Source organism: Hartmannibacter diazotrophicus, assembly GCF_900231165.1.
Classification (GTDB): Bacteria; Pseudomonadota; Alphaproteobacteria; order Rhizobiales; family Pleomorphomonadaceae; genus Hartmannibacter; species Hartmannibacter diazotrophicus.
Map to the genome: position 1 here is coordinate 1,982,503 of NZ_LT960614.1, position 24,697 is coordinate 2,007,199.

21 protein-coding genes and 1 pseudogene are annotated in these 24,697 nt (G+C 62.5%); 5 read left to right on the plus strand and 17 right to left on the minus strand.

What is annotated here, in order from left to right:
• Positions 1 to 119 precede the first annotated feature (119 nt).
• The 3 genes from HDIA_RS09260 to HDIA_RS09270 all read right to left on the minus strand — a co-directional run bounded on the left by HDIA_RS09260 (position 120) and on the right by HDIA_RS09270 (position 2,597).
• A complete protein-coding gene (locus HDIA_RS09260; RefSeq protein ID WP_099555909.1) occupies positions 120 to 764 on the minus strand; it encodes a TetR/AcrR family transcriptional regulator in 645 nt (214 codons plus the stop codon).
• A gap of 188 nt (positions 765 to 952) precedes the next feature.
• A complete protein-coding gene (locus HDIA_RS09265) occupies positions 953 to 2,131 on the minus strand; it encodes a thiolase family protein (protein ID WP_099555910.1) in 1,179 nt (392 codons plus the stop codon).
• Positions 2,124 to 2,597, minus strand: a complete 474-nt coding sequence (locus HDIA_RS09270) for a winged helix-turn-helix transcriptional regulator (protein ID WP_342748125.1) — start codon at positions 2,595 to 2,597, stop codon at positions 2,124 to 2,126. The genes HDIA_RS09265 and HDIA_RS09270 overlap by 8 nt, the downstream gene beginning before the upstream one ends.
• A 121-nt stretch (positions 2,598 to 2,718) precedes the next feature.
• Between HDIA_RS09270 and HDIA_RS09275 the strand changes: the two genes are divergently transcribed.
• Positions 2,719 to 3,519 carry an SDR family NAD(P)-dependent oxidoreductase gene (locus tag HDIA_RS09275; RefSeq protein WP_099558798.1) on the plus strand — a complete coding sequence of 267 codons (801 nt, stop codon included), beginning with the start codon at positions 2,719 to 2,721 and terminating at the stop codon, positions 3,517 to 3,519.
• A gap of 414 nt (positions 3,520 to 3,933) precedes the next feature.
• Here HDIA_RS09275 and HDIA_RS09280 read toward each other — a convergent pair whose 3' ends face one another.
• Complete coding sequence (locus HDIA_RS09280; RefSeq protein ID WP_157775443.1) at positions 3,934 to 4,527, minus strand: CGNR zinc finger domain-containing protein; 594 nt, start codon at positions 4,525 to 4,527, stop codon at positions 3,934 to 3,936.
• Positions 4,528 to 4,635: 108 nt separating this feature from the next.
• Between HDIA_RS09280 and HDIA_RS09285 the strand changes: the two genes are divergently transcribed.
• Both HDIA_RS09285 and HDIA_RS09290 read left to right on the plus strand, forming a co-directional pair.
• Entirely contained in the window at positions 4,636 to 5,619 is a 984-nt protein-coding gene (locus HDIA_RS09285) for an alpha/beta fold hydrolase (RefSeq protein WP_245884216.1), read from the plus strand.
• 154 nt (positions 5,620 to 5,773) lie between these two features.
• The gene (locus HDIA_RS09290) at positions 5,774 to 6,298 is read left to right on the plus strand and encodes a GlcG/HbpS family heme-binding protein (RefSeq protein ID WP_099555914.1); all 525 of its coding nucleotides are present in this window, start codon (positions 5,774 to 5,776) and stop codon (positions 6,296 to 6,298) included.
• 222 nt (positions 6,299 to 6,520) lie between these two features.
• On the opposite strand, the gene HDIA_RS09295 is transcribed toward HDIA_RS09290, so the two are convergent.
• From HDIA_RS09295 to HDIA_RS09320, 6 genes are all read right to left on the minus strand, one after another.
• On the minus strand, positions 6,521 to 7,564 hold the full coding sequence (locus HDIA_RS09295) for a sulfate/molybdate ABC transporter ATP-binding protein (protein WP_099555915.1): 1,044 nt from the start codon (positions 7,562 to 7,564) through the stop codon (positions 6,521 to 6,523).
• A 15-nt stretch (positions 7,565 to 7,579) separates the two neighbouring features.
• On the minus strand, positions 7,580 to 8,512 hold the full coding sequence (gene cysW, locus HDIA_RS09300) for a sulfate ABC transporter permease subunit CysW (protein WP_099555916.1): 933 nt from the start codon (positions 8,510 to 8,512) through the stop codon (positions 7,580 to 7,582).
• On the minus strand, positions 8,509 to 9,342 hold the full coding sequence (gene cysT, locus HDIA_RS09305; RefSeq protein WP_099555917.1) for a sulfate ABC transporter permease subunit CysT: 834 nt from the start codon (positions 9,340 to 9,342) through the stop codon (positions 8,509 to 8,511). The genes cysW and cysT overlap by 4 nt, the downstream gene beginning before the upstream one ends.
• 72 nt (positions 9,343 to 9,414) lie before the next feature.
• Positions 9,415 to 10,446, minus strand: coding sequence for a sulfate ABC transporter substrate-binding protein (locus HDIA_RS09310; protein ID WP_425432930.1), 1,032 nt, complete (start codon positions 10,444 to 10,446; stop codon positions 9,415 to 9,417).
• A 371-nt stretch (positions 10,447 to 10,817) separates the two neighbouring features.
• A complete protein-coding gene (gene chrA, locus HDIA_RS09315) occupies positions 10,818 to 12,215 on the minus strand; it encodes a chromate efflux transporter (RefSeq protein ID WP_099558799.1) in 1,398 nt (465 codons plus the stop codon).
• Between the two features lie 11 nt (positions 12,216 to 12,226).
• Positions 12,227 to 13,045 carry a chromate resistance protein ChrB domain-containing protein gene (locus tag HDIA_RS09320; protein WP_099555919.1) on the minus strand — a complete coding sequence of 273 codons (819 nt, stop codon included), beginning with the start codon at positions 13,043 to 13,045 and terminating at the stop codon, positions 12,227 to 12,229.
• Between the two features lie 531 nt (positions 13,046 to 13,576).
• Between HDIA_RS09320 and HDIA_RS09330 the strand changes: the two genes are divergently transcribed.
• Positions 13,577 to 15,289 (plus strand): hypothetical protein, encoded by a 1,713-nt coding sequence (locus HDIA_RS09330; RefSeq protein WP_157775445.1) that lies wholly within the window; start codon positions 13,577 to 13,579, stop codon positions 15,287 to 15,289.
• A gap of 186 nt (positions 15,290 to 15,475) precedes the next feature.
• Here HDIA_RS09330 and HDIA_RS09340 read toward each other — a convergent pair.
• From HDIA_RS09340 to HDIA_RS09365, 6 genes and pseudogenes are all read right to left on the minus strand, one after another.
• A pseudogene (locus HDIA_RS09340) lies at positions 15,476 to 15,676 on the minus strand (P-loop NTPase family protein); the annotation flags it as partial.
• A gap of 148 nt (positions 15,677 to 15,824) precedes the next feature.
• A complete protein-coding gene (locus HDIA_RS09345; RefSeq protein ID WP_099555922.1) occupies positions 15,825 to 17,114 on the minus strand; it encodes a PQQ-dependent sugar dehydrogenase in 1,290 nt (429 codons plus the stop codon).
• Between the two features lie 727 nt (positions 17,115 to 17,841).
• Entirely contained in the window at positions 17,842 to 18,618 is a 777-nt protein-coding gene (locus HDIA_RS09350) for an alpha/beta fold hydrolase (protein WP_099555923.1), read from the minus strand.
• A 157-nt stretch (positions 18,619 to 18,775) separates the two neighbouring features.
• A complete protein-coding gene (locus HDIA_RS09355; RefSeq protein ID WP_099555924.1) occupies positions 18,776 to 19,291 on the minus strand; it encodes a cytochrome P460 family protein in 516 nt (171 codons plus the stop codon).
• Between the two features lie 18 nt (positions 19,292 to 19,309).
• The gene (locus HDIA_RS09360; protein ID WP_099555925.1) at positions 19,310 to 20,347 is read right to left on the minus strand and encodes an alpha/beta fold hydrolase; all 1,038 of its coding nucleotides are present in this window, start codon (positions 20,345 to 20,347) and stop codon (positions 19,310 to 19,312) included.
• A gap of 173 nt (positions 20,348 to 20,520) precedes the next feature.
• Entirely contained in the window at positions 20,521 to 21,951 is a 1,431-nt protein-coding gene (locus tag HDIA_RS09365) for an aldehyde dehydrogenase family protein (protein ID WP_099555926.1), read from the minus strand.
• A 106-nt stretch (positions 21,952 to 22,057) separates the two neighbouring features.
• On the opposite strand from HDIA_RS09365, the gene HDIA_RS09370 reads away from it, so the two are divergent.
• Positions 22,058 to 22,978: a LysR family transcriptional regulator gene (locus HDIA_RS09370; RefSeq protein WP_099555927.1), complete on the plus strand. Its 921-nt coding sequence runs from the start codon at positions 22,058 to 22,060 to the stop codon at positions 22,976 to 22,978.
• A gap of 44 nt (positions 22,979 to 23,022) precedes the next feature.
• On the opposite strand, the gene HDIA_RS09375 is transcribed toward HDIA_RS09370, so the two are convergent.
• Complete coding sequence (locus tag HDIA_RS09375) at positions 23,023 to 24,615, minus strand: ABC-F family ATP-binding cassette domain-containing protein (RefSeq protein WP_099558800.1); 1,593 nt, start codon at positions 24,613 to 24,615, stop codon at positions 23,023 to 23,025.
• Positions 24,616 to 24,697: the final 82 nt, after the last annotated feature.

The following is a 24,697-nucleotide window of genomic DNA, read 5'->3' on the forward strand; positions in this document are numbered from 1 at the left end:
CAGCCAATCCGTGCAACAGAGCCGTATGGAGGGAAAGATGGGGGAGGGAGCCCCCCGAAATCCGGCGGGGTCTTGCAGCCTTCGGCTCGCAAATTTCCCGTGCGGTCGTTGGCTGCGGCCTATGTTGCGCAGCCGTCGAGAAAGAGCTTGGCGCAGGCCTTCGATCTCGCAATCACTTCCTCGTCGGGAATTTCCGCCAACTGGCCAAGCATGACAGACCGCTGCGGCTCCATGACCATCATCCCGCGGAGCATGCCCGTGGTCAGCTTGGGGGCATCGACGGAAATCAGTCCTCGTTCGGCCTGCAAGGTGATCCATTTTTCCATCGCCACACTGGTGCGGTTGATAGCGTTCTCGATGAACACCTTCGCGATCACCGGAAAGCGGTCCGACTCGCCTAGAACGAGCCTTGTGATGGCGATTGCGTCCGTGGAAAGCGTAAGCCGGCCATAGGCAAGGAGGAGACGTTCGAGACCCTCACGCAGCCCCATGGCGGCGAGGCTGGCCTCGTCGAGGACAAGGATATAGCGGCTGATTTTCGTCGTTACGAGCTCGCCGAAGAGATCCGCCTTCGTGGGGAAGAGTCGATAGAGCGTCTTTGTGGATATGCCGGCGGTCTGGGCGATCGTGCAGATATTCGCCTGGGCAAAGCCAGCTTTTTTGAACTGCTCGCTCGCCGCATCGATGATGGCGGACTTTGTCTCCTCATCGCTTCGGACCTGGGGCCGGCCTCTTCCGCGCTTCTTTGCGCGAACGTCCGGCATCGCTTGGGTTGTTTCTGTAACTGTCATGCCGGTGAGACTAAAATCTTTATTGGAAAATTGCAAGTTTCCAAAATACGAATTGTCAGGATTGCCCAAGGCCGGCGGATTGAGGCCAGCCTTTACCCCGGCGGGGAGACAGGCAGTGAAGCGGCCCCGTTCCAGCAACGCGGCCGTCCACAAAGGCTGCCCTATCGTTCAAGGGCAAGCGCGATGCCCTGGCCGCCACCGATGCAAAGAGTGACGATGCCCCTCTTGACCCCATCCCGGCGCATCGCATGCAGCAGCCGCGTGGTCAGCACCGCGCCGGTGGCGCCAATTGGATGACCATGGGCGATGGCGCCGCCTTCGACATTGACGATAGCCTCGTCCAGTCCAAGCTGTTGCGCGACGGCCAGCGGGACGGCGGCGAAGGCCTCGTTGATCTCGATGCGCTCGACGTCGCCCAGTGACCAGCCGACCCGTTTCAGCAACTGCTGCACGGCCGGAACCGGCCCCAGGCCGAACATCCCGGGCTCGACCGCCGCAACGGTATAGCCTTTCAGGTAGCCCGCAACCTCCAGGCCATGCGTTTCCGCTGCCGAACGCCGGGCCACGATCATCGCTGCCGCACCGCTGTTCAGACCCGGCGCATTCCCGGCGGTAATCGTGCCGTTCTCCCGAAAGGCCGGTTTCAGCCGGGCCAACACGTCGGCCGTGGTGTCCGGTCGCGGGGCCTCGTCAGTGTCGAAGGTCGAGGAGCCCTTCTTGCTCTTGATCTCGATGCCGACGATCTCGCCAGCAAAGTGACCGGCAGCCTGCGCTGCTGCAAACCGCTGCTGCGAGCGCGCGGCGAAACGATCCTGGTCGGCGCGGGTCAGTTGCGCCTTGGTGACAAGGTCCTCCGTGTGCCACCCGGAGTGCTGGCCCGAGAAGGCGTCATTCAGGCCGTCGGTCAACAAGCTGTCCTGGATTTCCGCTGGCCCCATGCGATAGCCCCAGCGACCGTTGTCGAGGAGGTATGGAGCGCGGTCCATGTTTTCCATGCCGCCCGCAATGGCCAGATCGATATCCCCTGACAGTATCTGCTGGGCTGCCGACACGATGGCCTGTGCGCCCGAGCCGCAGACGCGGTTCACAGTCAGTGCCGGGACAAAAACGGGCAAACCCCCGCCGATGGACGCCTGTCGCGCGGGGTTCATTCGGTTGCCCGCCTGAATGACATTTCCCATGATCACGCTTTCGACCGCTTCCGGCGGCAGGGCGGAGCGGTGCAGCACGTCCCGGATCACGGTCGCGCCGAGATCGGTCGCCGGAACGCCCTTGAGCGTCCCGCCGTAGGCTCCGATGGCGGTACGCAGCGGATAGGCGAGAACGATGTCGTCAGCCATGAGTGTGCTCCTTGGAAGCCGGATGTGCATCGGCACCGATCCGGGCCAGACGGAAGTCGCGTGGCCCGAGCGGAAGACCGCTTGTCGTGGTGAGCTTCAGTTGCTCGATCGGCTGGCCGCTGTCCTTGTCGACCAGTCCGTATTCGAGTTCGCCTGGACCCAGGCAGTTCTCCTCGCCCCATTGCCAAAGCGCCACGAGCACGACACCGAGTTTTTCACCCTTGGGCGTCAGGACATAGCGATGGCTGGTTGCTGAACCGGGATCGTCCTCGATCCGGAAGACGCCCTCGTCCACCAGCTTTTTCAGCCGGGTGGACAGGATGTTCTTGGCCAGCCCCAAGCTTTTCTGGAATTCGCCGAACCGCTCTTTGCCCTTGAAGGCTTCGCGGATGATCAGAAGCGACCACCATTCGCCCACGACCTGAAGGCTGCGCGCAATGCCGCAGGAGCTGTCGCCCAGGTCCACTCTTTTGCCCTTCACGATATGCCTCCGAAAATTGTGGTTGCAAAGATAAACCATATCGCCATATATGTCGACAGGTTTCAAAATTAAACCAACGCAGATGGCGAACAGGTGAGTGCAGAACATGACAAATGAATCAAAGGGCCTGGCTGTGATCACAGGCGCATCGACCGGCATCGGCGCGGTCTACGCGGACCGGCTGGCAAGGCGCGGCTATGACTTGCTGCTGGTTGCCCGGGACCAGTCCAGGATGACAGCGCTGGCGGACCGTCTTCGGGCCGAAACCGGGCGCAAGATCGACATCCGCTCTGTCGATCTGACCGATCCGGAAAAGCTCGCAGCCCTTGCGGCCCGGATCGAGGGCGAATCCCGCCTGGCGCTTCTGGTCAATAACGCCGGCATGTCGATCAAGGACAGCCTCCTGACCGGCGACCCCTCCGAGCCGGCACGGCTGATTGCGCTGAACATCACCGCGCCCACCGTGCTCGCAGGGGCCGCGGGCCGGAATCTGGTAAAGGCGGGCAAAGGCGGGATCATCAACCTGTCGTCCGTTCTGGCACTGGCTCCCGAGATGTTCGAAGGCGCCTACAGCGCCAGCAAGGCCTACATCCTGAATTTGTCCATCGCGCTGGCCCGCGACCTTTCCGAAGCCGGGGTCCGGGTGCAGGCCGTGCTTCCCGGTGCGACGCGAACGGAAATCTGGGAACGATCGGGCAAGGATGTGAACGCATTCCCGCCCGAATGGGTGATGGAGCCGGGCGATCTGGTCGATGCCGCTTTGGCGGGGTTTGACGCGGGCGAAGTGGTCACGATCCCGCCCCTGGCCGATGAAGGTCTGTGGAAGACCGCACAGGAGGCACGGCTGGCGCTCGGGCCGAACCTCTCGCGCCGCGAAGTCGCGGCCCGCTATCGCAAAGCGGCCTGAGCGGAAGCAAAGATCGTGAGCGATCTTGTCGCCATCGCCATGATCCTTGGCTCATGCCACGCGGATAAAGGTCGGAGCTTGCTCCGGCCTTTTTCTGTTTGACGCTCCACTCGGCGGGGCGCGTATGGCTTCATTTTGTTCTGCTTAGCTCTCTCAGGCGCCAACTCGGGCGCCTGAGAGATGCTGTGAAAACGCACATAGGACGCCTCAACGCGATTTCTATCGCGCTGATTTTCAATAATTTTCGACACAGGTTTGCCTCACAAATCCCGAAAGCAACGCGCATAGTTTGCCTCAATCGCTGCCATGAGAGCGCGCTGGTTCAGATCCAGGACGCGGGCTCCGCGAGGCTTTCGGCAAATCGAAGCGCCTGGAGTCTCGGCAATCCCGACAACGAAAACACGGGCGTGACGATCAGGTCGCGCGTTTGGCTCGGAAGCGGGCGACTTTGTCCCGGTTGCCGCAAACGCTCATCGAGCACCAGCGCCGCGTTCGGTTCTTGCCACTGTCGTGGAAGACCAACGTGCAGGCGGGGTTGGCGCAGTGCTTGAGCCGGCCCGGCTCGGCCTCGCAGGCAAAGCGCGCGAAATCGAGCGCGACCAGGTCCGCCGGATCGGGGTGGGCTGAACCGGGGACTTCCAAAAGCCGCAGACCCGCTCCGGCCCGCTCAAGACGGTGGTGCAGGCTGAGATTGTCGAGGCGCGCATTGACCGCCGGCAGCCAGCCTGCGGCCTTCGCCTTCTTGTCGACGGCCAAATCCTCGAAGGCCTCGCGAAGAACGGCGCGCAGCCGCCGCGCATCTTCGGCCGCCTTGTCCAGCCCGTTCTCTTGCTGCTGAAGCCCCGCAAGCCTCAACCAACGGCCATAGCCGGCGCCATCCGCGATGACATCGACGATCTCGCCGCTGTCCATGCGCGGGGTCGTATTCAGGAAATCAATCCAGAGCGCGCCGCCGACGAAGGGCAAGCCCTCGCGAAATTCGCTGTCCGGGGTTGGGGCAGGGGACACGGGTCTACTCCACGCAATCACATATTCGTAACCTAACAAATATGACTTTACCGGTTTCACTTCAAGCGATACCGTTCATATGTCATTTTAATGGTTACGGAGGTTGCCATGACATCTTCATTCGATATGACCCGGCGCACGCTTCTCGCTGCCGCGCCTGCCGCAACGGCGGTTCCTTTCGTTGCCGCACTGCCTTCGGGCGCTGCCGCAGCCATGAATCCCGGTTCCGTCTCCTATCGCACCGTGACGGTCGACGGGATCGACATTTTTTATCGGGAGGCCGGACCCAAGGGCGCGCCGGCCGTGTTGCTGCTGCACGGATTTCCCTCATCGTCGCACATGTTCCGCGATCTTATTCCGCAGCTCGCCACGCGCTTCCGGGTGATCGCTCCCGACTATCCGGGCTTTGGATTCTCGGCTTCGCCGTCGACGGAGGTGTTTCCCTACACCTTCGCCACCATCGCCGATCTGGTCGACAAGTTCACCGACACTGTCGGGCTCGGCAGCTACACGGTTTTCATGCAGGACTACGGCGGTCCGGTTGGCTTCCGCCTCGCCATGAAGAACCCGGACCGGGTTCGCGGCTTCATCGTCCAGAACGCCGTCATGAGCGTTGACGGCTGGCAACCGGACGTTGTCGCGCAGCTTTCGCCCTTCTGGAAGGAGCGGACGGCGGAGACGGAAAAGCCGTTGCGGGCGATGCTGACGCCGGAAGGGACACGTTTCCAGTATGAGCACGGATCGACGAGACCGGAGCGCCTTTCACCCGATGCCTGGACCCACGACATCGCGGGTCTCAGCCGCCCCGGCAATGCCGACCTTCAGGTCCTGATGCTGTGGAACTATCAGGACAACGTCGCTGAGTATCCGAAGTGGCAGGCCCTCCTGAAGGAGCGGCAGCCGCCGATCCTCATCACTTGGGGCAAGAGCGATCCCTTTTTCACCGAAAAGGGGCTCGCCTATTTCTCCGAACTCGTGCCGACAGCCGAGGCGCACGTCTACGAGGCCGGCCACTTCGCGCTCGAGACCCATGGCGAGGAGATCGCCGACCTCTCGCTCGCCTTCCTCGACCGACTGGCGAAGGCAAACTGATCGCAGACCGTATTCAGCCGCCAGTCTCCCTGCCTTGCGGCTGTCGCGCGGGAGATGCCCATTCCGCTCCCGCGCCCGGCGCGATCCGGCTCCGTCCCTCTCCGGGAGCCGGATCGCGTTTCATCGATTCCTTCCCAAAAAAGAGGTTCTTCGTATGTCGACTGGATTTCGGCAGCGGTTGCTGCTTGTCGCCATGGCCGCAATTGGTTTGCCCGCATCGGCGAACGCGCAGGTCGCCTTGTCCGGCCACCAGCTTACCCTTGACCTTGCGATGGAGGCCGCATCCGAGGCGGTCCGCTCCTGTGCGGCGCACGGCTGGGCGGTCAGCGCGTCGGTGGTCAATGCGGACGGCGTCGTGAAAGTGCAGGCCAAGGGCGACCATTCCACCATCCACACCCAGGATTCCAGCTTCCGCAAGGCCTATACCGTGATCACGATGGGGCCGATCTTCGGCTTCGACACGACGAGCGAGTTTGTGAAGAAGGCAGCGGAAAATCCCTCCGCTCCGGCGCTCGTCACGCTGCCGAACATCATTCTGCTGGCGGGCGGCGTCGCCATCCGGATCGATGGCGAGATGGTCGCCGCGATCGGCGTCGGCGGTGCGCCGGGCGGAGACAAGGACGAGGCCTGCGCGATGGACGGGGTCAGGAAGATCGCCTCAGGGCTCACCAGCCAGTAGCCAGAGTGAAGACGGGATCCCAGAGTGAATTGCGCCCTGGGATCCCGTCATTTCGGCGCGTCCTCGGAAAAATCCTCCTGGAATTCCTCGAGTTCCACCGGATTGAGGTCCGAGACCGCCTAGAAGGTCAGGCCCGCCTCGTTCCAGTGGACGAGATTGTAGCCGTCGTGTTCGCCAGCTAGGACGCACAAGAGCGGTTTGGAGAGCTGGTCGCGTCATCGTTCATTGCGGAAAGATTGCGGACCCGTCGAATTGCAGTCCCACCGTTTGGCCAATCGGGACCGAGGCCAGGTCTGACGTTTCCGTGGCATCGAGCAGAGCTTTGTTGTCGACGAGGCGAACGCCGATTCTGCGAGACGTTCCGGTGCGCTTGCGCGAGATGACGGTTGCCGGCAGTCCCGACGTCATATCAGTGCTCATCCTGACCTGCTCCGGCCGGACATAGAGGTAAGCCGGACCATCCGGATGGGCGGCAGGCAGGCGGCTGTCGATCCGGTAGTTGCCGATCCAGGGAGCGCCATCGCGAACGTCAACGACAAGTCGTGTCATATCGCCGATGAAATCGCATACGAAGGGTGAGCCGGGACGGTCATAGATATCCTCTGGCGTCCCGACCTGTTCGATGCGGCCATTCGACATCACGACGACCCGGTCCGCGAGTTCCAGCGCTTCTTCCTGATCATGGGTGACGAAAAGGGTGGTGTGCCCCGTCTGTTCGTGGATGCGGCGCAGCCATTGGCGCAGGTCCTTGCGAACCCGTGCATCGAGTGCGCCGAAGGGCTCGTCCAATGCCAGAACACGGGGCTCGATGGCGAGGGCCCTGGCGAGGGCGACGCGCTGGCGCTGGCCGCCGGACAACTGTGCGGGATAGCGGTCGCCAAAGCCGTTCAGTTGAATGAGATCCAGCAGTTCCTCGACCTTCAGGGAAATGGCTGTCTTGCCCGGTCTCTTGCCGCGGGCTCGCGCCCTGAGGCCAAAGGCGATGTTGTCGGCCACCGTCATGTGCCGGAACAGGGCGTAGTGCTGGAAGACGAAGCCAACGTTGCGCTCCTGGATCGTGAGGGTTGCGGCATCCTCGTGATTGAAGAAGACGGCTCCAGCGGTCGGCATGTCGAGTCCGGCGACGATGCGCAGCAGCGTGGTCTTGCCGGAGCCGGAGGGCCCCAGCAGGGCGACGAGTTCGCCGGAATCGATGGAAAGGTCGATGCCGTGCAGGGCGGGCGTGTGGCCAAAGTCTTTGGTGAGGTCACGAATATCGATGCGCATGGGATCGGTCCTCGATCAGTGGCGATGCCGGGTGGAAAGCTCGGCGGCAAAACGCCATTCGAGCAGCGATTTCAAGGCGAGTGTAACGAGGGCGAGAAGGGTCAGGAGGGCTGCCACGGCGAAGGCGGCGGCGAACTGATACTCGTTGTAGAGCACCTCGATATGCAGAGGCATCGTGTTGGTCAGGCCACGGATGTGACCGGACACGACCGAGACCGCGCCGAATTCGCCCATTGCCCGCGCATTGCAGAGAAGGACGCCGTAGAGCAGGGCCCATTTGACGTTGGGCAGGGTCACCGTCAGAAACGTCCTGAAGCCGTTGGTGCCGAGCGACAGTGCGGCCTCTTCCTCCGCCGTGCCCTGCTCCTGCATGAGCGGAATGAGTTCGCGGGCGATGAAGGGAAACGTGACGAAGATCGTGGCGAGCACGATGCCCGGGACCGCGAAGATGATCTCAAGACCGGCTGCGCCGAGAAGGCCGGCAAACCAGCCATGCGTGGTCGAGTAGAGGAGGACGTAGCAGAGACCGGCGACCACGGGCGAAACGGAAAAGGGCAGGTCGATCAGCGTGATCAGAAATGCTTTGCCTTTGAACTCGAACTTGGCGATGGCCCATGCGGCGGCGATGCCGAACGCGAGATTGGCAGGGACGGAGATGGCCGCAACGATCAAGGTCAGCCCGATAGCCGAGAGTCCATCCGGTTCGGTCAATGCTGCAACGACCGGACCGACCCCTTTGCGAAAGGCCTCGATGAAGACGGCGGCGAGCGGCAACAGCAGGAAGAGCATGAGAAGGCCGACCGCGAGCAGGATCGCGGCTCGGCGGACAAGGGGGCTTTCCTCGGTCGGGGACGGCGGAACAGCCTTTGGTTTGACGCGGTCGGCCGGACCGGCTTTGACGCGATGTGCGGCAACAAGCCCATGCACTTGAGCAAAGACATCGGTCATCGGCCAAGCCTCCGGGACGACCAGGATTGCAGAAGATTGATGAGGAGAAGCATCGAGAAGGAGATCGCCAGCATGATCGCGGCGATGACCGTCGCACCGGCATAATCGAACTCCTCGAGCTTGATCACGATCAGCAGCGGTGCGATCTCGGAGACGTAGGGAATATTTCCGGCGATGAAGATGACGGAGCCGTATTCGCCGATCGCCCGCGCGAGGCCGAGGGCGAAGCCGGTGAGCAGCGTCGGAAGAAGCGGTGGCAGGACGACCTTCGTCAGGGTGGCAAACCGGCTTGCGCCAAGGCTTGCGGATGCTTCCTCCACCTCGCGGTCGAGGTCGGCGAGGACCGGCTGCACGGTGCGCACGATAAACGGCAGGCTGACGAACACGAGCGCGATGAAGATGCCGAGCGGCGTAAAGGCGACCTTGATCCCGAGAGGGCCGAGGAACTGGCCGATCCAGCCATTCGGGGCATAGAGAGCCGTCAATGCGATGCCGGCAACGGCGGTCGGGAGCGCGAAAGGCAGGTCGATCATCGCATCGAGCAGTCTGCGGCCCGGAAAGTCGTAGCGGACGAGCACCCAGGCGATCAGCAACCCGAAAGGCAGATCAAAGAGTGCCGCCGCGAAAGCGGTCAGGAAGGAGACGCGCAGGGCTGCGAGCGTGCGCTCGTCACCGGCAAGTCTGACAAAATCGGCACCGTCGATCTGGGCGGCGCTGACCAGCAGGGCCGCAATCGGCAGCAGCACGATCAATGTCAGGTAGAGGAGGCTGAAACCGAGGCTCAACCGGAAGCCTGGCAGAATGCTGGGCTGGACAAGTCTGATGGCCATGTCGGGTCTCGCTGCGGGAGAAAGGTACCCGGCGGCGCATGCGCTGACGCCGCCGCCGGTCAGTCCGGGTGGCTATTTTGCAGGCTTGTAGATCTGGTCGAAGATTCCGCCGTCTCCGAAGTGGGTCGGCTGCGCCTTGGCCCAGCCGCCGAAGATCGGATCGTCGATGCTGACGAGCGTCACCTTCGCGATGGCGGTCAGCAGGGCAGGGTCGGTCACCTTTTCCGGATCAGACGGCCGGTAGTGATGTTTCGCCGCGAGCGTCTGGCCCTCTTCGGAATAAAGGTAGTTGAGATAGGCTTCGGCAACCTTGCGTGTGCCGTGGGCATCGACATTGGCGTCGACGATGGCGACCGGCGGTTCGGCGAGGATCGACTGGGGCGGAACGACGATGTCGAAGGCGTCCTTGCCGAATTCGTCCTGGGCGAGGAACGCCTCGTTCTCCCAGGCGAGCAGCACGTCGCCGATCTGGCGCTGGGCAAATGTGGTGGTGGAGCCGCGGGCGCCGGTATCAAGGACCGGGACATGGGCAAAGAACTGGCCCATGTAGGTGCGGATTTCTCCGTCATCGCCGCCGAACTTCTCATTCGCCCAGGCCCAGGCGGCGAGATAATTCCAGCGGGCGCCGCCTGACGTCTTCGGGTTCGGGGTGATGACCTCGACGCCGTCCTTGATGAGGTCACCCCAATCGTGGATGCCCTTGGGATTGCCCTTGCGGACGAGGAAGACGATGGTCGAGGTGTAGGGCGAAGAATGGTTCGGCAGGCGGTCGCGCCAGTCCGGCGCAATTTTTCCCGTCTTTGCCGCAATGGCATCGATATCGCTTTGAAGCGCGAGCGTCACCACGTCGGCTGCAAGCCCGTCGATGACGGAGCGAGCCTGTTTGCCCGAACCGCCATGGGAATTGCGGATCGTCACCGTTTCGCCCGTCTCGGCTTTCCAGTGCGCGGCGAAGGCTGTGTTGAAATCCTCGTAGAGTTCCCGGGTCGGATCGTAGCTGACGTTGGTCAGAACGACGTCGGCCCGGGCCGGTGAGGGCAGGCCAATGGGCGCCGCAGCGAGGGCCGTGGCCAGAGCAAGCATCTTCCAGGGTCGAGAGTGCATTTGTGATCCCTTTCTCCGATGCGGTCAGCGAATGATCGGAAGGTGCCGATGTCTCCTGACTGCTAACACGATAAACTCTACAGAATTAGTAGAGATTAGCAATAGCCCGCAGACGGAGACGTCAACATCCAAAAAATCAAATTTATTTCAAAGGCTTAAGGGCGAGTCTCGACGCAGTCGACAGGCGTTCCGTCCGTCAGCAAACGGTCTGAGCGGCAGGGCAGGAGGGCCGTGAGGGCAAATATGAAAACAGAAGTTATGATGGCGGCCACAGTCGTCGATCTCAGGTCGCCGGCTCCAGCATTCCGGCTTCGTGCCGGATTACCATCGACCGCGGGCCTCTCTGCATTCCACTCCCGGCCGGGACGGAATCATGCCGGCAAAAAGCCGGTCGCGAAGCCCATCAGGGCGCAGACTGCCAGCGTCGGGACCATCCCCAGCTTGAACCTCAGCATGGCGATCATAGCCACCGCGGCGAACACGGCCGCGCGCCAGTCGATCGAGGCCAGCACCGGAACATCGGGGGCCGCGCCGAAAATCTCCACCGTCAGGACTTCCCGGAAAATCACATGCAGGGAGAACCAGAGGGCAAGGTTCATGACGACGCCGACGACGGCCGCCGTGATGGCTGAGAGCGCCGACGAGACGGCCCTGTTGCCGCGCAGGGCCTCGACATACGGAGCGCCGAGAAAGATCCAGAGGAAACACGGCGCGAACGTCACCCATGTCGTCAGCAGCGCGCCAAGGCACCCTGCAAGGAACGGATCGAGCCCGCCGGGTGCCCGCCAGGCGGCCAGGAAGCCGACGAACTGGACGACCATGATCAGCGGTCCGGGAGTCGTTTCGGCAAGCCCCAAACCGTCGACCATTTCGCCGGGCGCAAGCCAGCCGAAATAATCGACGGCAGCCTGCGCCACATAGGTGAGGACCGCATAGGCGCCGCCAAAGGTCACCACGGCCATGGAACTGAAGAAGGCGCTGATTTCGGTCCAGACGGAGTCGGAACCCGTCAGCAGCCATAAGAGCAGCAACGGCCCGAGCCACACGGGCAGCCAGACCGCGAGCACTTTCAGTGCGCTGGAGCGTGAGGGGCTGGCATGGGCCATCTCGCCGCGCTCGAACATCAGGTCGACAACGCCCTTGATATCCGGCGCTCCCTCCTTGCCGTTATGCCCGCCGCCGGCAAAAAGATGCGGCGCCGTGCGGCTGCCGATCCAGCCGGTGAGGCCCGCAGCCAGAATGATCACTGGGAATGGGACCCGGAAGACATAGAGGCCAATAAAGGCGGCAACGGCGATCAGGACGGAGACTCGGTTCTTCAGAGCCCGTTTGCCGATCCTCAGCACCGCCTCGACGACGACCGCCAGGACGGCCGCCTTGATCCCCAGGAAGGCTGCGTCGACATAGAGGACGTTGTGGTAGACGGCATAGAGCGTGCTGAGAGCCAGCATGACAATGGCGCCAGGCAGGACGAAAAGAAGGCCCGCGATCAGCCCGCCGGTCGTCCGGTGCATCAGCCAGCCGATATAGGTGGCGAGCTGCTGGGCTTCGGGACCGGGAAGCAGCATGCAATAATTGAGCGCATGCAGGAACCGCTGCTCGCCGATCCAGCGCCGATCCTCCACGAGTTCCTTATGCATCAGGGCAATCTGGCCGGCCGGGCCGCCGAAACTGAGGAGACCGATCCGGAGCCAGACGCGCGTGGCCTCAACGAGTGTCGGAACAGTGGGCTCGGTGCCGGCAATCTCGGTCGGTGATGCGGTCGCCATCGCTGCCACCTTCACGCCGGTTTCTGGCCGGAAGGCCAATTATGGGTTTCCTCGGTCGCGTCCCTGCACCAGCGATAGAAGGCGTCGTAGAGGAGCATGCCCGCCTCAAGCTGCTCGAGGTCGTCACGGTACATGCGGGAGAGACCGAGAGAGGCTGCGAGGAAGCCCGCGGCCTGAGGCACCAGGTCGAGCCGGCCCGTGTCGGCGGCACGTACGATTTCGGCCAGGCGGTTCAGCGGAGCGCTATCCAGCCCGAATTCTTCGATCATCGTGTCGAAGGTGCAGCGGTCGCCGCGATGGCTCCAGAAAACGCCTTCGAAATCGAAGGGCGTCGCGCCGAAGCGGTCCGCGACCGCCGTCACCTCCGAAGCGGAGACGAACAGAAAGATGGCTTTCGGGTCAATGAAGCGGCGGACGAGCCAGGGACAGGCGATACGGTCGATCTTGGGTCGGGCGCGTGTCACCCAGACGGTCCGACCGGCAGCGTCGCGCGCGGGCAGTCTGTCGGGTCTCACGAGAAGCCCTCCGGACGTGCGCCAAGCCTCGAAGCCGCCCTCCAGGGTCTCCGCGCTGATCCCTTCATGGCGCAGCCAGGCGGCGGCGCCTTCGCTCAGCTTTTTCCCTTTCTGACAGACCACTGTGACCTGGCAACCGGCAAAGTCCTTTGCCCAAAGCGCCGCGTCGGTCGCATCGCGGTGTTCGGAGCATGGCAGGATGCGCGGATCGGCGGCAACATCGTCGGCCGTGCGCACGTCGATGAGAACTGGCGCAGTCGGCAAGCCGATCAGACGGGCGAGTTGAGACGGAGTGATTTCTGTATTTGACGGCATGGGCGTCCTTCCCTTCTGCTTCGGGGAATAGGGACGCGATCATTGGGCTGCCGCCTCACGGGGTCGTCGCGGAGAACCCCTTGGCAACTACGCTAGCCGCAAGCGGTCTGGAACGCAACCCGCCGCGCCGTGCGTTCGAACCGTCGAGGGCTATGCCAAGAAAAGCTCGCGGATCGCTGCGAGCATCAGAATTATACCCGCAGCCGCCTCGATCATCCGCGCTCCTCGGTCCAGCAGAGTTGCGCGATGCTCCATGGGATGCTCCATTCCTTGCCGGAACAGAACTGCCGCCACTGCGACAGCCAAAAGCGCCAACGCCACCCCGACCATCATGACCCCGGCAGAATATGCTGCCGACACATCCATTTGGCCTGCCGCCATCGGGCCAAGCCAAGCCGGAAACTAACGCTGGCTCTGGACCACCCAACCCAAGCGCTTCAATTCGTTGCGCGACTATGATCGAAGTTGGGCCATTAAATTATAGGAACTTTGTGCTGCGTTGGTTCAATGGTTGGGGGGAGGAGTATGTCGATGTATGAGCGAATGCACGCACTGCCCGTGACCAAGCGATTCTGTCTTTTATCGGCTTTTTTATCCTCGCTCCTTGTTTGCATGGGACATGCTCAAGCTTTCGTCATGAGCGGCAATGTCGACAAGGCGGACAATGATCTCGTTCTCGGGTGGTTTTGTCCGATCGATCCTTCCCCCGCAGCTCTTGCCGGTCCGCCGTCTGCGGATGAAACGACCCCGATCAGCGTTAACATCTATATCGACGGTGCCCTTGCTCACAGGATGACCGCTAATGAGCCGAGGCAGGATCTGATCTCACCGAATACGGCATGTCGGAATAAGGAGCACGGCTTCAGGTGGAAGCCACCGTTCATCGGCCCCGGGAAACATGAAATCCGGATTGAGCCGGAAGGGATGGACCAGTTCGAGCCGCGCTTTGACAGGACCATGCTGCGCAGCGAGATCGACAACAGCAACGTTGGCGAGGCGTGTCTGCCGCTCCTCAGGAATGCACCTCCTTACAAAGCGTGCACAAATGCCTACAGAGCCGAGCACCCGGATGCGCCGAGAAACTCGGCATACTGCTATTGCATCGCCGGTGAAGGCGAATTCTATAAATCCCGGTCGGCAAACACCCGCTATCTCTACAGCAGGCACATCAGGGCGGGGGTTCATCAGGGCTACGGCGGAACCATCTTCGAATTGTTCGGTCCGGACCACAGCCGCAATCTAACGGTGGCCCATCCGGGAGGAGCCATTCAGGCATCGCTTTGGGCAACCGATGTCGAGACGCTGGGTTTGAAAAATGCCCCTGCGCTCAATCCGGTTCTGGCCGTCGGGCCTGATCAGCAGAACCTCAACAATCCGGTTCTGGCGCAGACCGCTCAGGACTGGACCGACGGCGAGGGCCCAAACGCCAACAGCGAAGTCAGGACAACGCTCAGCGACCCCTATACCTATTTTAAATTGTCTCCTGCTGACAGGAATAAGCTTCCCTTTAAGGGCCTTAAAATTTCTTCGGCTTTCACGATCGTCGACTACGGTCTCCGATTTCAGTATTCGGCCGAGGCCGACGAGATCAAGAATTTTATTGCCGCTGGATATTGCGCCAGTCAGGAGTTTCCGGTCGTCTATACGAATATGAATCACCACTATTACGTTCCTGGCTCGGTGGCCGGGGTTTCCACCGTTACTCAAGACATCCCTGTTTTCGAAGTGTTGAAAGGGATCCCGCCTGCTTTTGTTTCTGTAACAAGGGTCGACATCAAGGACTACAAGGCAAGTCATAAGGACTACAACGGACATATATTCATGCGCGGCGGCGCGTCCATAGCAAATGACGGCAAGTTCCTGAGTAATTACACCCACTACTGTTCGATACCGCAGGGCGGTGCGCCGACCCCGACTGCTCACGCAGGCAACATAGCCGGAACGAACTATGAGGGATGGGTTTCCGTCTGCAACGAAGATGAAACGGATTGCCTGACCGTGGTGGCGAAGGGGCCGAAGATAACGGAACTCTTCTTCGGCGATTTGAGACCGGGAAACGGAGACCTGTCGGAGGGTTTCATAACTGTTCAGCAGTTCTTCTCGTTGAACACCTTCCGGCATCCCGACGGGCGGCCGGCCGTCAACGAGCAGACGTGCGGCTACATCTTTCCCTACAAGTATGACCATGTGCTGGACGGACGGACACTGAGGGACCGAATCCGGGATCTGCCGCCCGACTGCTAACAACTCGGCAAATTAAGTATGAGAAAAATGCATGCTGCCTGCCATAAAGAGCAGATTTCTGCGGTAGATCCAAAAGCGCCAACGCCACCCCGACCATCATGACCCCGGCGAAGGCAAAGCCAGCCTCCGGAACGCCGCGCTCGAGGGCAAAGGTCATCGCGAGCAGTGTCAGCGGGCATGGGATCAGCCCAGCGTTGTGAGTTCGACGATGGCGTCCATGCCCTCCAGCAGTTCGCGGTCGTGGCTGACCACGATTGCCGCACCTCTCCGTTCGGCGAGAAGCGCACTCACGGCGTCGCGGCCAGATCGATCGAGATTGTTGGTCGGCTCGTCCAGGAGAAGCAGGTCGGGTTCGGCGAAGACCAGTGCTGCGAACCGCACCCGCGTGGTTCCGGACACCCGAAGGTGTCCGGTTTTCCGTCATTCATCCCGGTTTGAACCGGGATGAGGCATCTTTGGACGCCGTCTGGGGCATCTTTCCCGATGCAGCGGCCATCTTTTGTGGCGCGTCAGGGCTACGGTGCGACCGACTGCATCACACGGCGGTCACGCGCCAGATGACGTCTCCCACATCGTCGGCCATCAGCAGCGATCTGCCGTCCGGGCCGATCGCAACGCCGACGGGACGCCCATAGGCAAGTTTCTCGTCCTCGGACAGGAAGCCGGACAGGATATCGCGAGCCGGTCCGCTCGGCGCGCCATTCTCGAAGGGGACGAAGATCAGCTTGTAGCCGCTGAGCGTCGAGCGATTCCACGATCCGTGCTGGCCGATCACCATGCCCTCGCCGAACCCCGGCAAGGTGCCGTCCGGCATCCAGCAGAGGCCGAGCGATGCCGTGTGGCCGCCGAGAGCATAATCCGGCTGGATGGCACGGGCGACGAGGTCCGAAGCCTGCGTGACACGATCGTCCACGGTCCTGCCCCAGTAGCAGTAGGGCCAGCCGTAAAACCCACCCTCTTTAACGGACGTGAGGTAGTCGGGCGGCGTTTCGTCCCCAAGCCCGTCGCGCTCATTGACGACAGTCCAGAGCTTTCCCGTGACCGGCTCGAAGGCCATGCCGACCGGGTTTCGCAGCCCCGAGGCAAAAATCCGCGCCTTTCCGGTGGCAACGTCCAGTTCCCAGATCGCCGCGCGACCCTCTTCCGCCGCCATCCCCTTGTCGCCGATGTTGGACAGTGATCCGACGCCAGCGTAGATCTTCACCCGATCCGGCGAGACGATCAGGCTGCGGGTCCAGTGCCCGTGCGGCTTGAAGTCGACGAGCTTTTCACCACCGCCCGTGAGGCTCGTATCGCCTGGCCGGTAGTCGAAACACCGAATGCCGTCCGTGTTCCCGAGGTAGAACCGGTCGCCGACCAGCGCCATGCCGAAGGGTTGGTTCTGGTTCTCCACGAAGACCTCGCGGCGCTCGGCGACACCGTCTCCATCCGCGTCACGCCAAAGGGTGACACGATTGGCGCTGGGGCCGATCGCCTTGACGCGGCGCATCGTGGCCTGCTGAGCGTGGTCCATGAAGGTGCGCGGCGTCTCCGGCTGTTCCTTCGACTCCGCCACGAGGACGTCGCCGTTCGGCAGGACCTCGATCCAGCGCGGATGATCGAGGTTCGACGCAAAGGCATTGACCTGAAGCCCCGGCGCGCAGGTAGGCAGGCGCCCATTCTTCCAGCCCTCTGCGGCAGGAAGTTTCAAGGTCATGATTCCCTGTTTTCGCGCCTCCGGAATCTGGGGTGTCACCCCAACGGCTTGATGCGACGGAGAACCAAAGCGCCTGACGAGGGCGACAACGCCCCCCACGACTTCCGTCGCCTTCGCGAGAATTCCCATAGTCGACCGCCTTGTCCCGAGGAGCATGTAGGGAGAGTACCAGCACCCGTCGGGCATTGGCATCGATATGCGGTTTTCACCATGACAGTAGGCTACGTCAAGGCGTCTCAGGCTGTCCCATCGGCCCCAAGCCATCCGAACATCGGCAACCGGGTCGAAGCTCTTTTGGCAGGACGGTTCTTAGACCGTCTCTGAGTGCGCGGGCCGCGAACATGACCGCTTTCAACGATATGTGGTGCGAAGGGAAATGACGGTAATGGGTCGGGCACGGCACGGCCGCTTCGTCCTTGGAATTTGCTCTGAAGCCGACTGTCTTCTTTCGGCCCTATCCCAGACGTCGCTGAAGAACTGAATCTTGGTTTGTTCTCCTCGGCGGTTCCGGACACCCGAAGGTGTCCGGTTTTCCGTCGTTCATCCCGGCAGGAACTGGGGTGAGGCATCTTTGGACGCTGTCTGAGGCATCTTTCCCGACGCAGCGGTCATCTGTTGTGGCGCGTCAGGCGTCACACCGAGCGGCTACCGAGTCATCTCGATCTTGTTTAATTGTCACGAGCAATCAGTGTTGGTTTCCTGCGCTGGAAGAGGCGAAACCGCTTCTCCGGCGCTGGTAGTCAGTCCGGCTTTCCTTCTGTCACGGGCGACCGCGCGAGATCCGGTCTGGCCGTCGCCGACAGTTGTCGCCACTGACGATCAGCCCTGCCGTTGGACGCTTTTCTGGCAGCCGCGGCTACCGTTCGACCTCCCGGGCCGCGGCTTCAATCAGGTCAGCGACCTCTTGCGGGTGCGACACCATTACGACGTGGGAGGCGCCCGCCACCTTAACAAGCCGTCGGGCATGCGCGCGGGAGGCCATGAAGTCGTAAAGGCGCGGCGGAATGTTCCTGTCGGCGTCTCCATAGATGAACCAGCTTGGAATATGCGTCCATGCCGCCTTGCCCTGCGGTTCGTTCAGCGCGGCTTCGGTGACGGGTCGCTGCGTCAGTGCCATAAGCCGGGCTTCGGCCTTTGGAACATCGGCGGCGAACTGTTCATGAAACTTTTCCTGCTGAATATAGAGGTCGTGTCCGCCATCGGCGAGGTCGACCGGTGGCGCCAGCGTTGGGCCGAGAGTGCTCCCCGGGAACTTTCCGGCCAGCCCGGCGGCGCTTTCGCCTGGGGCCGGTGCGAAGGCCGAGACGTAAACCAGCGCCTTGACGTTGGCCTCGCCGTCAGCGGCTTCGCTGATGACGGAGCCGCCATAGGAATGACCAACGAGGATCACCGGTTTTTTCAGTGAAGCCAGGAGGTGAGCGACATAGTCGCCGTCGGCCTTGACGCCGCGCAGGGGATTTGCGGCCGCGATGACGGTATAACCGTCCTTGTCCAGAATCGCGGCCACACCGTTCCAACTCGACGAATCGGCGAAGGCGCCATGCACAAGGACGATCGTTGGGTGTTCGCTCTGTGCCTGTGCGACACCGAACATGGCTGCAACAACGGCAAGGGTTGCCAGCAAGGTTTTCATAGTGAGACTCCTCTCGGTTGTATGTGTGGCTCCAGCGAGCCGGGCGACAGTTGACTGCGGGGATGCGTGCTGATCGCTGTTCAGGAAGTGGGTGAATGGGCTAGACGGCCCCGTCTTTCCAGCGTGCCATGCCTACAGGCGTCACGGCACCGCGCGGCTATGGTGCGTATCGGGTGAAAACGTAGTCGTGATCTCGGGCGAGCGCCTGTTGGCAGGCAAAGCAGGTCTGGTGCTGAGCGACGTCGGCGGGCTCGCCGTCGATGAAGCGGCCGGAGCCCCAGCCGCCTGTCGTCGCGTATCGTGCGGAATCCTTGACCATGACCTGGACGGTCGTCGCGGCTCCGGGGATCGATGCGGGACCGAACTCCGCGGATCGGGTTCGCGCCCACGCCAGCTTGACCAGCACCGTCCCGTCCGGGAACGGCAGCGTGTCGGCTTGATAGGCATCGATCGCGCCCCCGTTGCCGACGACGGCCCGCAACTCGTCGAGCGGTTTGTCCTCCAGGGCCGGTGCGACAAGCTGCCAGCCGCGGTATCCGTCGGGCAGTTGGACGCCGTAGATCGGAGAGGCTGGTTTTGCGGTGCCTGCCGCGGCCACGTCCTCCGTGACGCATCCGAACGCGACGGCGGGCAAGAGGAGGGCGATGACGGCGATGGTGGCGTTGCGGGTCATCGACGCAGCCTCCTGCGGTCAGAACCGGTCGACATCGAGAACGGCCCGCGCGAAGGCCTCGGGCGCTTCCTGCGGCAGGTCGTGGCCGATACCGCCGGCGATCGTCCGGTGTTCATATCGGCCGGCGAAGCGCGGGGCATAGGTCGCGGGGTCAGGATGCGGCGCGCCGTTGGCGTCACCCTCCAGCGTGATGGTGGGAACGCTGATTGTCGGCGCCACGGCGAGTCTTCGTTCCAACTCGTCGTATTGGCGTTCTCCGTCGGCAAGGCCGAGACGCCAGCGATAATTGTGGATGACGATGTCGACGTGATCGGGATTGCGCAACGCATTCGCGCTTCTGGCGAAAGTCGCGTCGTCGAACTTCCACTGCGGTGAAGCCAGGTGCCAGATCAGTTTGGCGAAAGCGTCGGTGTTCTTTGCATAGCCCAGCCGGCCGCGCTCGGTGGCAAAGTAGAACTGGTACCACCATTGCAGCTCGGCCTGCGGCGGAAGCGGTGCCTCGTTGGCCTGCTGGCTGCCGATGAGATAACCGCTGACGGAGACCATCGCCTTGCAGCGTTCCGGCCAGAGGGCCGCGACGATATTGGCCGTGCGCGCGCCCCAGTCGTAGCCGCCGAGGATGGCCTTCTCGACGCCGAGAGCATCCATGAACGCGATCACGTCGACGCCGAGGGCAGCCTGCTGGCCATTCCGGAAGGTCGCATCGGACAGAAAACGGGTGCTGCCGTAGCCCCGCAGGTAGGGCACGAGCACGCGAAAGCCTGCATCGGTGAGCAGCCGCATGACTTCGGCATAGCTGTGGATGTCATAGGGCCAGCCGTGCAGCAGGATGACGACGGGGCCGTCCGAGGGGCCGCCTTCGGCATAGCCGATGCTGAGGAGGCCGGCGTCAACCTGATTCAACGGCCCCATCGCGACGTTTGTCGAGTTGGTTGCGGCCTGGGCACTTGCCCGGCCCACAGCGCTCAACTGCGCCATGGCCACGGCGCCGGCGCCAATGCCGAGCAGTCTGCGACGTTTCTGATCAATGGGTTCGGGACGGCGTGCGACAGGCATGAAATCTCCAGAGCATTTGTGGGGAAGTGGCTGGCTCATGCCGGAAGAGGTGAAGCTCGATCCCGGTATGGCCGCAAGGAACGGGTCGCCTGAACGAAAAGATTAGCGGGACGTGCTCGTGAGTGCGGGTTGCTCGCGCACTGTGTGTCCCATCTTCATGGCCCGGCTGAAAGCTATACGCGCGTATAGTGTCCGGCGATCGACTTCGCCTCGAGGAATGCTTCCAGGCCGAAATGGCCGAATTCGCGCCCGATCCCTGATTGCTTCACGCCGCCGAAAGGGGCACGAAGATCTGGTGCGATTTGGTTGATAAGCACCGAACCTGTGTGCAGCCTGTCGGCGACGCACCGAGCCCGATGCGGGTCGATGGAATAGACGTAAGCTTCCAGTCCATATGCGGAGTCATTGGCGATTCTGATGGCGTCTTCTTCATCTCGGAAGGGGATGATCGAGAGGACCGGGCCGAATATTTCCTCGCGGGCAATGTCCATGTCATTGCTGACTTCGGCGAACACTGTCGGCTTGACGAAGAAGCCTGTATCGAGCCCGTAGGGCTTGCCGAGGCCGCCGGCCAGCAGCTTTGCTCCCTGCTCCAGCCCGCGCGCGATGAACCGCTGTATCCGTTCGTACTGGGCGGCGCTGGCCAGGGGGCCGATCGCCGTGTTCGGATCGGATGGCAAGCCCACCTTCAGCCTCGCCATTGCCGGCCGGACGAGAGCATACACATCGTTCAGCCGATCGGCGGGGACAAGAATGCGGGTGCCCGCGATGCAGGCCTGGCCATTGTTCTGGAAGCCACCATCCAGTGCCATCGGCACTGCTGTGGCCAAATCGGCGTCTTCCATGATGATCGTTGCGGACTTGCCGGACAGCGACAGTCCGACCCGCTTGATCGTCTCGGCGGCGGCGCGGGCGATGATCTTGCCGGTCGCAGTCGAACCGGTGAAGGAAATCCGGGCGACGTCGGGATTGGTGCTGAGTTCGTCACCGACATCTTTGCCCCGACCGTTGACAATGTTGAACGTGCCTGCGGGGAGTCCGGCTCCATGGAGCGCCTCTGCAACCACCTGTGATTGGAGACCGCTCAGTTCGCTCGGCTTGATCACAGTTGCACACCCCCCCGCGAGGGCGGATGCCAACTTGCTACAGATGGTTCCGGAGACCGCGTTCCAAGGCGCGATCAGGGCAGAGACGCCGACCGGTTCCATGCGAACCGTGGCATCTCCGATCCGGCGTTCGAAGTCGTAGTCCCTGAGAGCCTCCGCAGCATAGCCAAAGCAGTCCGATGCGTAGCGGCTGATCCACCGTGCACGGCTCACCGGCGCGCCGTATTCCTCGATCGTGACGTCGCGGATGTCATCGGACCGGCGCAATATTGCGTCCTGTAGGCTCGTCAGCATGTCGAGCCGTTCGGCTTTTGCCGTCTTTGCCAGGCCTTCCTGCGCACGGTGGGCAACTGCGATCGCGCGCCTGGCGTCCTCTCGGCTGGCAACTCTCAGCGACCCGATGGTCCGCTCGTTCGCCGGATTAATGATCTGGAGCTCTTCTTCGCCCGTGACCGGCACAAAAGCGCCGTCGATATAGGCCGTATCAATCAACCGCATGGTCGGGTCCTTTATGAACGTTCCGATTGCTGTGGTCGATGTAGGTAGGATCAGCTATACGGATAATCTGGATATTTCGCGATACAGAATGCGGAAAATCAGGATAATGCACAGATCCGGTCTCATCGAACTCGAAGCCGTCCTGGCAGTGGCACGCCACAGGAGCTTCCGCGCAGCCGCTGATGATCTCGACATGTCCGCTTCAGCGCTCAGCAATGCGGTGATCGGGCTGGAGGAACGGCTCGGCGTCCGACTGTTCAATCGGACCACGCGCAGCGTCGGGTTGACCGAGGCCGGTGAATTGTTCGTGGACCAAGTGGCCCCGGCGGTGTCCGATATCCGCCAAGCCATGGATATCGCCAGCAGCGGGCGCGGTAGCCCAAAGGGCACCTTGCGCATCAACAGTTCGGCGGGCGCCGCCCGTCGGATCCTCGCGCCGTTGATTGTCGAATACATCCGCCGACATCCCGACATGGAGATCGTGATCGCGACGGAGGGACGGCTCGTCGACATAGTCTCCGAAGGGTGGGACGCCGGCGTCCGCCCGGAGGAGGTCGTTCCGCGCGACATGGTTTCGGTACCGCTTGGACATGACGTCCGGTTCGTCGTGGCAGGAACGCCAGATTACCTGGCTGTCCGCGGCGTGCCCTTGTCCCCGGGCGATCTGATGCAGCACGAATGCATCCGCGCACGCATGCCCGGCGGGGGGGCATCGCCCTGGGAGTTTGCCAAAAGCGGAGTGGAGGTTGCCATCGACGTTCCGGGACGGTTGGTTCTCGACGAGCCGAACCTCATGCTGGAAGCGGCGCGCAGCGGCCTCGCTTTGGGCTATCTCGCCCATAGCTACGTCGAAGACGATCTGGCGGCAGGAAGGCTCGTTCAGGTTCTCGGCGACTGGATGCCGCCGAAATACCGGCTATGTCTTTATTATCCCGGACGCAGGCATGTCCCGGCTGGCCTGCGTGCGCTGGTCGACCTCATCAGGGAAACCCGCTCCCATCAGGCGGATCCGGCGTCGATGGCCTGACACGAACCGCTCCATTGGATTCTTGGACGCGCGGCGCACAAGCGTCAGCCCGTCGTCTCCCCTAGAACCAGCCGGCGCGAGATGCCGATGGCCTCCAGAAAGGTCTCGTCGTGGCTGATGACGAGCAGAGCGCCATCATAGGCACGCAGGCCCGCCTCGACGGCCTCCAGCGACTCGACGTCGAGATGGTTCGTCGGCTCGTCCAGGATCAGCAGAGATGGCGGTGTCGGTCCGCCCAGCACGCAGGCCAATCCGGCGCGAAGAAGCTGACCGCCACTCAGCGTTGACGCTGTCTGGTGAGCGGCATCGGCGCGGAACATGAAACGTGCCAGTGCGCGGCGGCAGGCGTTCTCGTCTGCGGCGGGATTGATGTGCCTGAAGTTCTCCAGGATTGTCTGGGCGGAATCGAGCAGGCTCACCGTCTGGTCGAACATGGCAAAATCGGGCGTGACCCTTGCCTCGCCAGTCCATGGTGGCAGTGCGCCGGCAATGATTTTCAGCAGGGTCGTCTTGCCGGCGCCGTTCGGACCGGCAATCGCGACGCGCTCCGGACCCACGATTGAAAAGGAAAGGTCCCGAAAGACAGGTCGACCGGGGATGTAACCGGCGCTGACCATATCGAGCTTCAGGATCTCCCGACCGGCAGGCAGCCCGGTTGGCGCAAGCACGACCGAAAACGGCAGCAGCACCTCAACGCGATTGAGGGCATCAGACACGGCTGCGGCAGCTTGCGTGCGTCGCGTCTTCGCCAGCCGAGCCATCGTGCCGCCCGTGTCCTCGCTGCGATCCCTTCGCCCGCCGGCGATGATGGCCGGCATGTCGCCTTTCGAGGCTTTTCTGCGTCCGCCGCCATCTTTCCGCGACTTCCGCTCGGCCACCTGCTGCGCCTTCCGGTCGATTTCGCCGAGTTGCCGTTCGGCGGTCGAGAGATCGTGCCGGGCCGCTTCGATCTCTATGGCCTTCTGTCTGCGATAGTCGCTCCAGCCACCTCCATGTCGGGATGCTCCCAGCGTCGTGAGTTCGACGATCGCGTCCATGCCCTCCAGCAGTTCACGGTCGTGGCTGACCACGATTGCCGCGCCTCTCCGTTCGGCGAGAAGCGCAATCACCGCGTCGCGGCCAGATCGATCGAGATTGTTGGTCGGCTCGTCCAGGAGAAGCAGGTCAGGTTTGGCGAAGACCAGCGCTGCCAGCCGCGCCCGCGTGGTCTCGCCACCCGACAGTTGTGCGAGCCGTGTATCGAGGGGAGTATCAAGGTTGACGCGGGCGAGTTCGGCGTTGATGCGACTTTCGAGAGTCCAGTCTGCGGCTTCGATCTCGCCTAACGTCGCTTCTCCCTTTTCAGCCCGCCTCAGAATCTCGAGCCTCGCCCGCGCCCCGAAGAGGTCGACGATGGCCTCATCCGGACGTGGCCGTAGCGCCTGCCGCAGGAAGGCGACGCTGCCAGTGGTTGCGATTGTTCCCGACTGCGGTCGCAGATCACCGGCAATTGCGCGCAACAGCGTCGTCTTGCCGATGCCGTTGCGGCCGACGAGACCGGAACGCTCGGCCCCGAAGCTCAAGTCGAGATTGCTGAAGAGGAGGCGGCCGTCAGGCGCTGCGAGATTGAGGCGTGAGAGTGTGGCGGACGATGGCATGAGCATGGAATCCCCTGTCGGCAAGGCGTGGTGGCGCTGCGTTGAGGAAGAAATCCATGGCTGTGATCATCCTGAGTTGTTG

What these genes read in the sequence shown, in the direction of transcription:
- cysW (WP_099555916.1), bottom strand. Translation starts at nt 8,512, where the DNA reads ATGACCGATGTCTTTGCTCAAGTGCATGGGCTTGTTGCCGCACATCGC.
- chrA (WP_099558799.1), bottom strand. Translation starts at nt 12,215, where the DNA reads ATGGCGACCGCATCACCGACCGAGATTGCCGGCACCGAGCCCACTGTT.
- HDIA_RS09275 (WP_099558798.1), top strand. Translation starts at nt 2,719, where the DNA reads ATGACAAATGAATCAAAGGGCCTGGCTGTGATCACAGGCGCATCGACC.
- HDIA_RS09360 (WP_099555925.1), bottom strand. Translation starts at nt 20,347, where the DNA reads ATGCCTGTCGCACGCCGTCCCGAACCCATTGATCAGAAACGTCGCAGA.
- HDIA_RS09365 (WP_099555926.1), bottom strand. Translation starts at nt 21,951, where the DNA reads ATGCGGTTGATTGATACGGCCTATATCGACGGCGCTTTTGTGCCGGTC.
- HDIA_RS09330 (WP_157775445.1), top strand. Translation starts at nt 13,577, where the DNA reads ATGTATGAGCGAATGCACGCACTGCCCGTGACCAAGCGATTCTGTCTT.
- HDIA_RS09310 (WP_425432930.1), bottom strand. Translation starts at nt 10,446, where the DNA reads ATGCACTCTCGACCCTGGAAGATGCTTGCTCTGGCCACGGCCCTCGCT.
- HDIA_RS09260 (WP_099555909.1), bottom strand. Translation starts at nt 764, where the DNA reads ATGCCGGACGTTCGCGCAAAGAAGCGCGGAAGAGGCCGGCCCCAGGTC.
- HDIA_RS09350 (WP_099555923.1), bottom strand. Translation starts at nt 18,618, where the DNA reads ATGAAAACCTTGCTGGCAACCCTTGCCGTTGTTGCAGCCATGTTCGGT.
- HDIA_RS09370 (WP_099555927.1), top strand. Translation starts at nt 22,058, where the DNA reads ATGCACAGATCCGGTCTCATCGAACTCGAAGCCGTCCTGGCAGTGGCA.
- cysT (WP_099555917.1), bottom strand. Translation starts at nt 9,342, where the DNA reads ATGGCCATCAGACTTGTCCAGCCCAGCATTCTGCCAGGCTTCCGGTTG.
- HDIA_RS09355 (WP_099555924.1), bottom strand. Translation starts at nt 19,291, where the DNA reads ATGACCCGCAACGCCACCATCGCCGTCATCGCCCTCCTCTTGCCCGCC.
- HDIA_RS09290 (WP_099555914.1), top strand. Translation starts at nt 5,774, where the DNA reads ATGTCGACTGGATTTCGGCAGCGGTTGCTGCTTGTCGCCATGGCCGCA.
- HDIA_RS09320 (WP_099555919.1), bottom strand. Translation starts at nt 13,045, where the DNA reads ATGCCGTCAAATACAGAAATCACTCCGTCTCAACTCGCCCGTCTGATC.
- HDIA_RS09285 (WP_245884216.1), top strand. Translation starts at nt 4,636, where the DNA reads ATGACATCTTCATTCGATATGACCCGGCGCACGCTTCTCGCTGCCGCG.
- HDIA_RS09345 (WP_099555922.1), bottom strand. Translation starts at nt 17,114, where the DNA reads ATGGGAATTCTCGCGAAGGCGACGGAAGTCGTGGGGGGCGTTGTCGCC.
- HDIA_RS09265 (WP_099555910.1), bottom strand. Translation starts at nt 2,131, where the DNA reads ATGGCTGACGACATCGTTCTCGCCTATCCGCTGCGTACCGCCATCGGA.
- HDIA_RS09375 (WP_099558800.1), bottom strand. Translation starts at nt 24,615, where the DNA reads ATGCCATCGTCCGCCACACTCTCACGCCTCAATCTCGCAGCGCCTGAC.
- HDIA_RS09295 (WP_099555915.1), bottom strand. Translation starts at nt 7,564, where the DNA reads ATGCGCATCGATATTCGTGACCTCACCAAAGACTTTGGCCACACGCCC.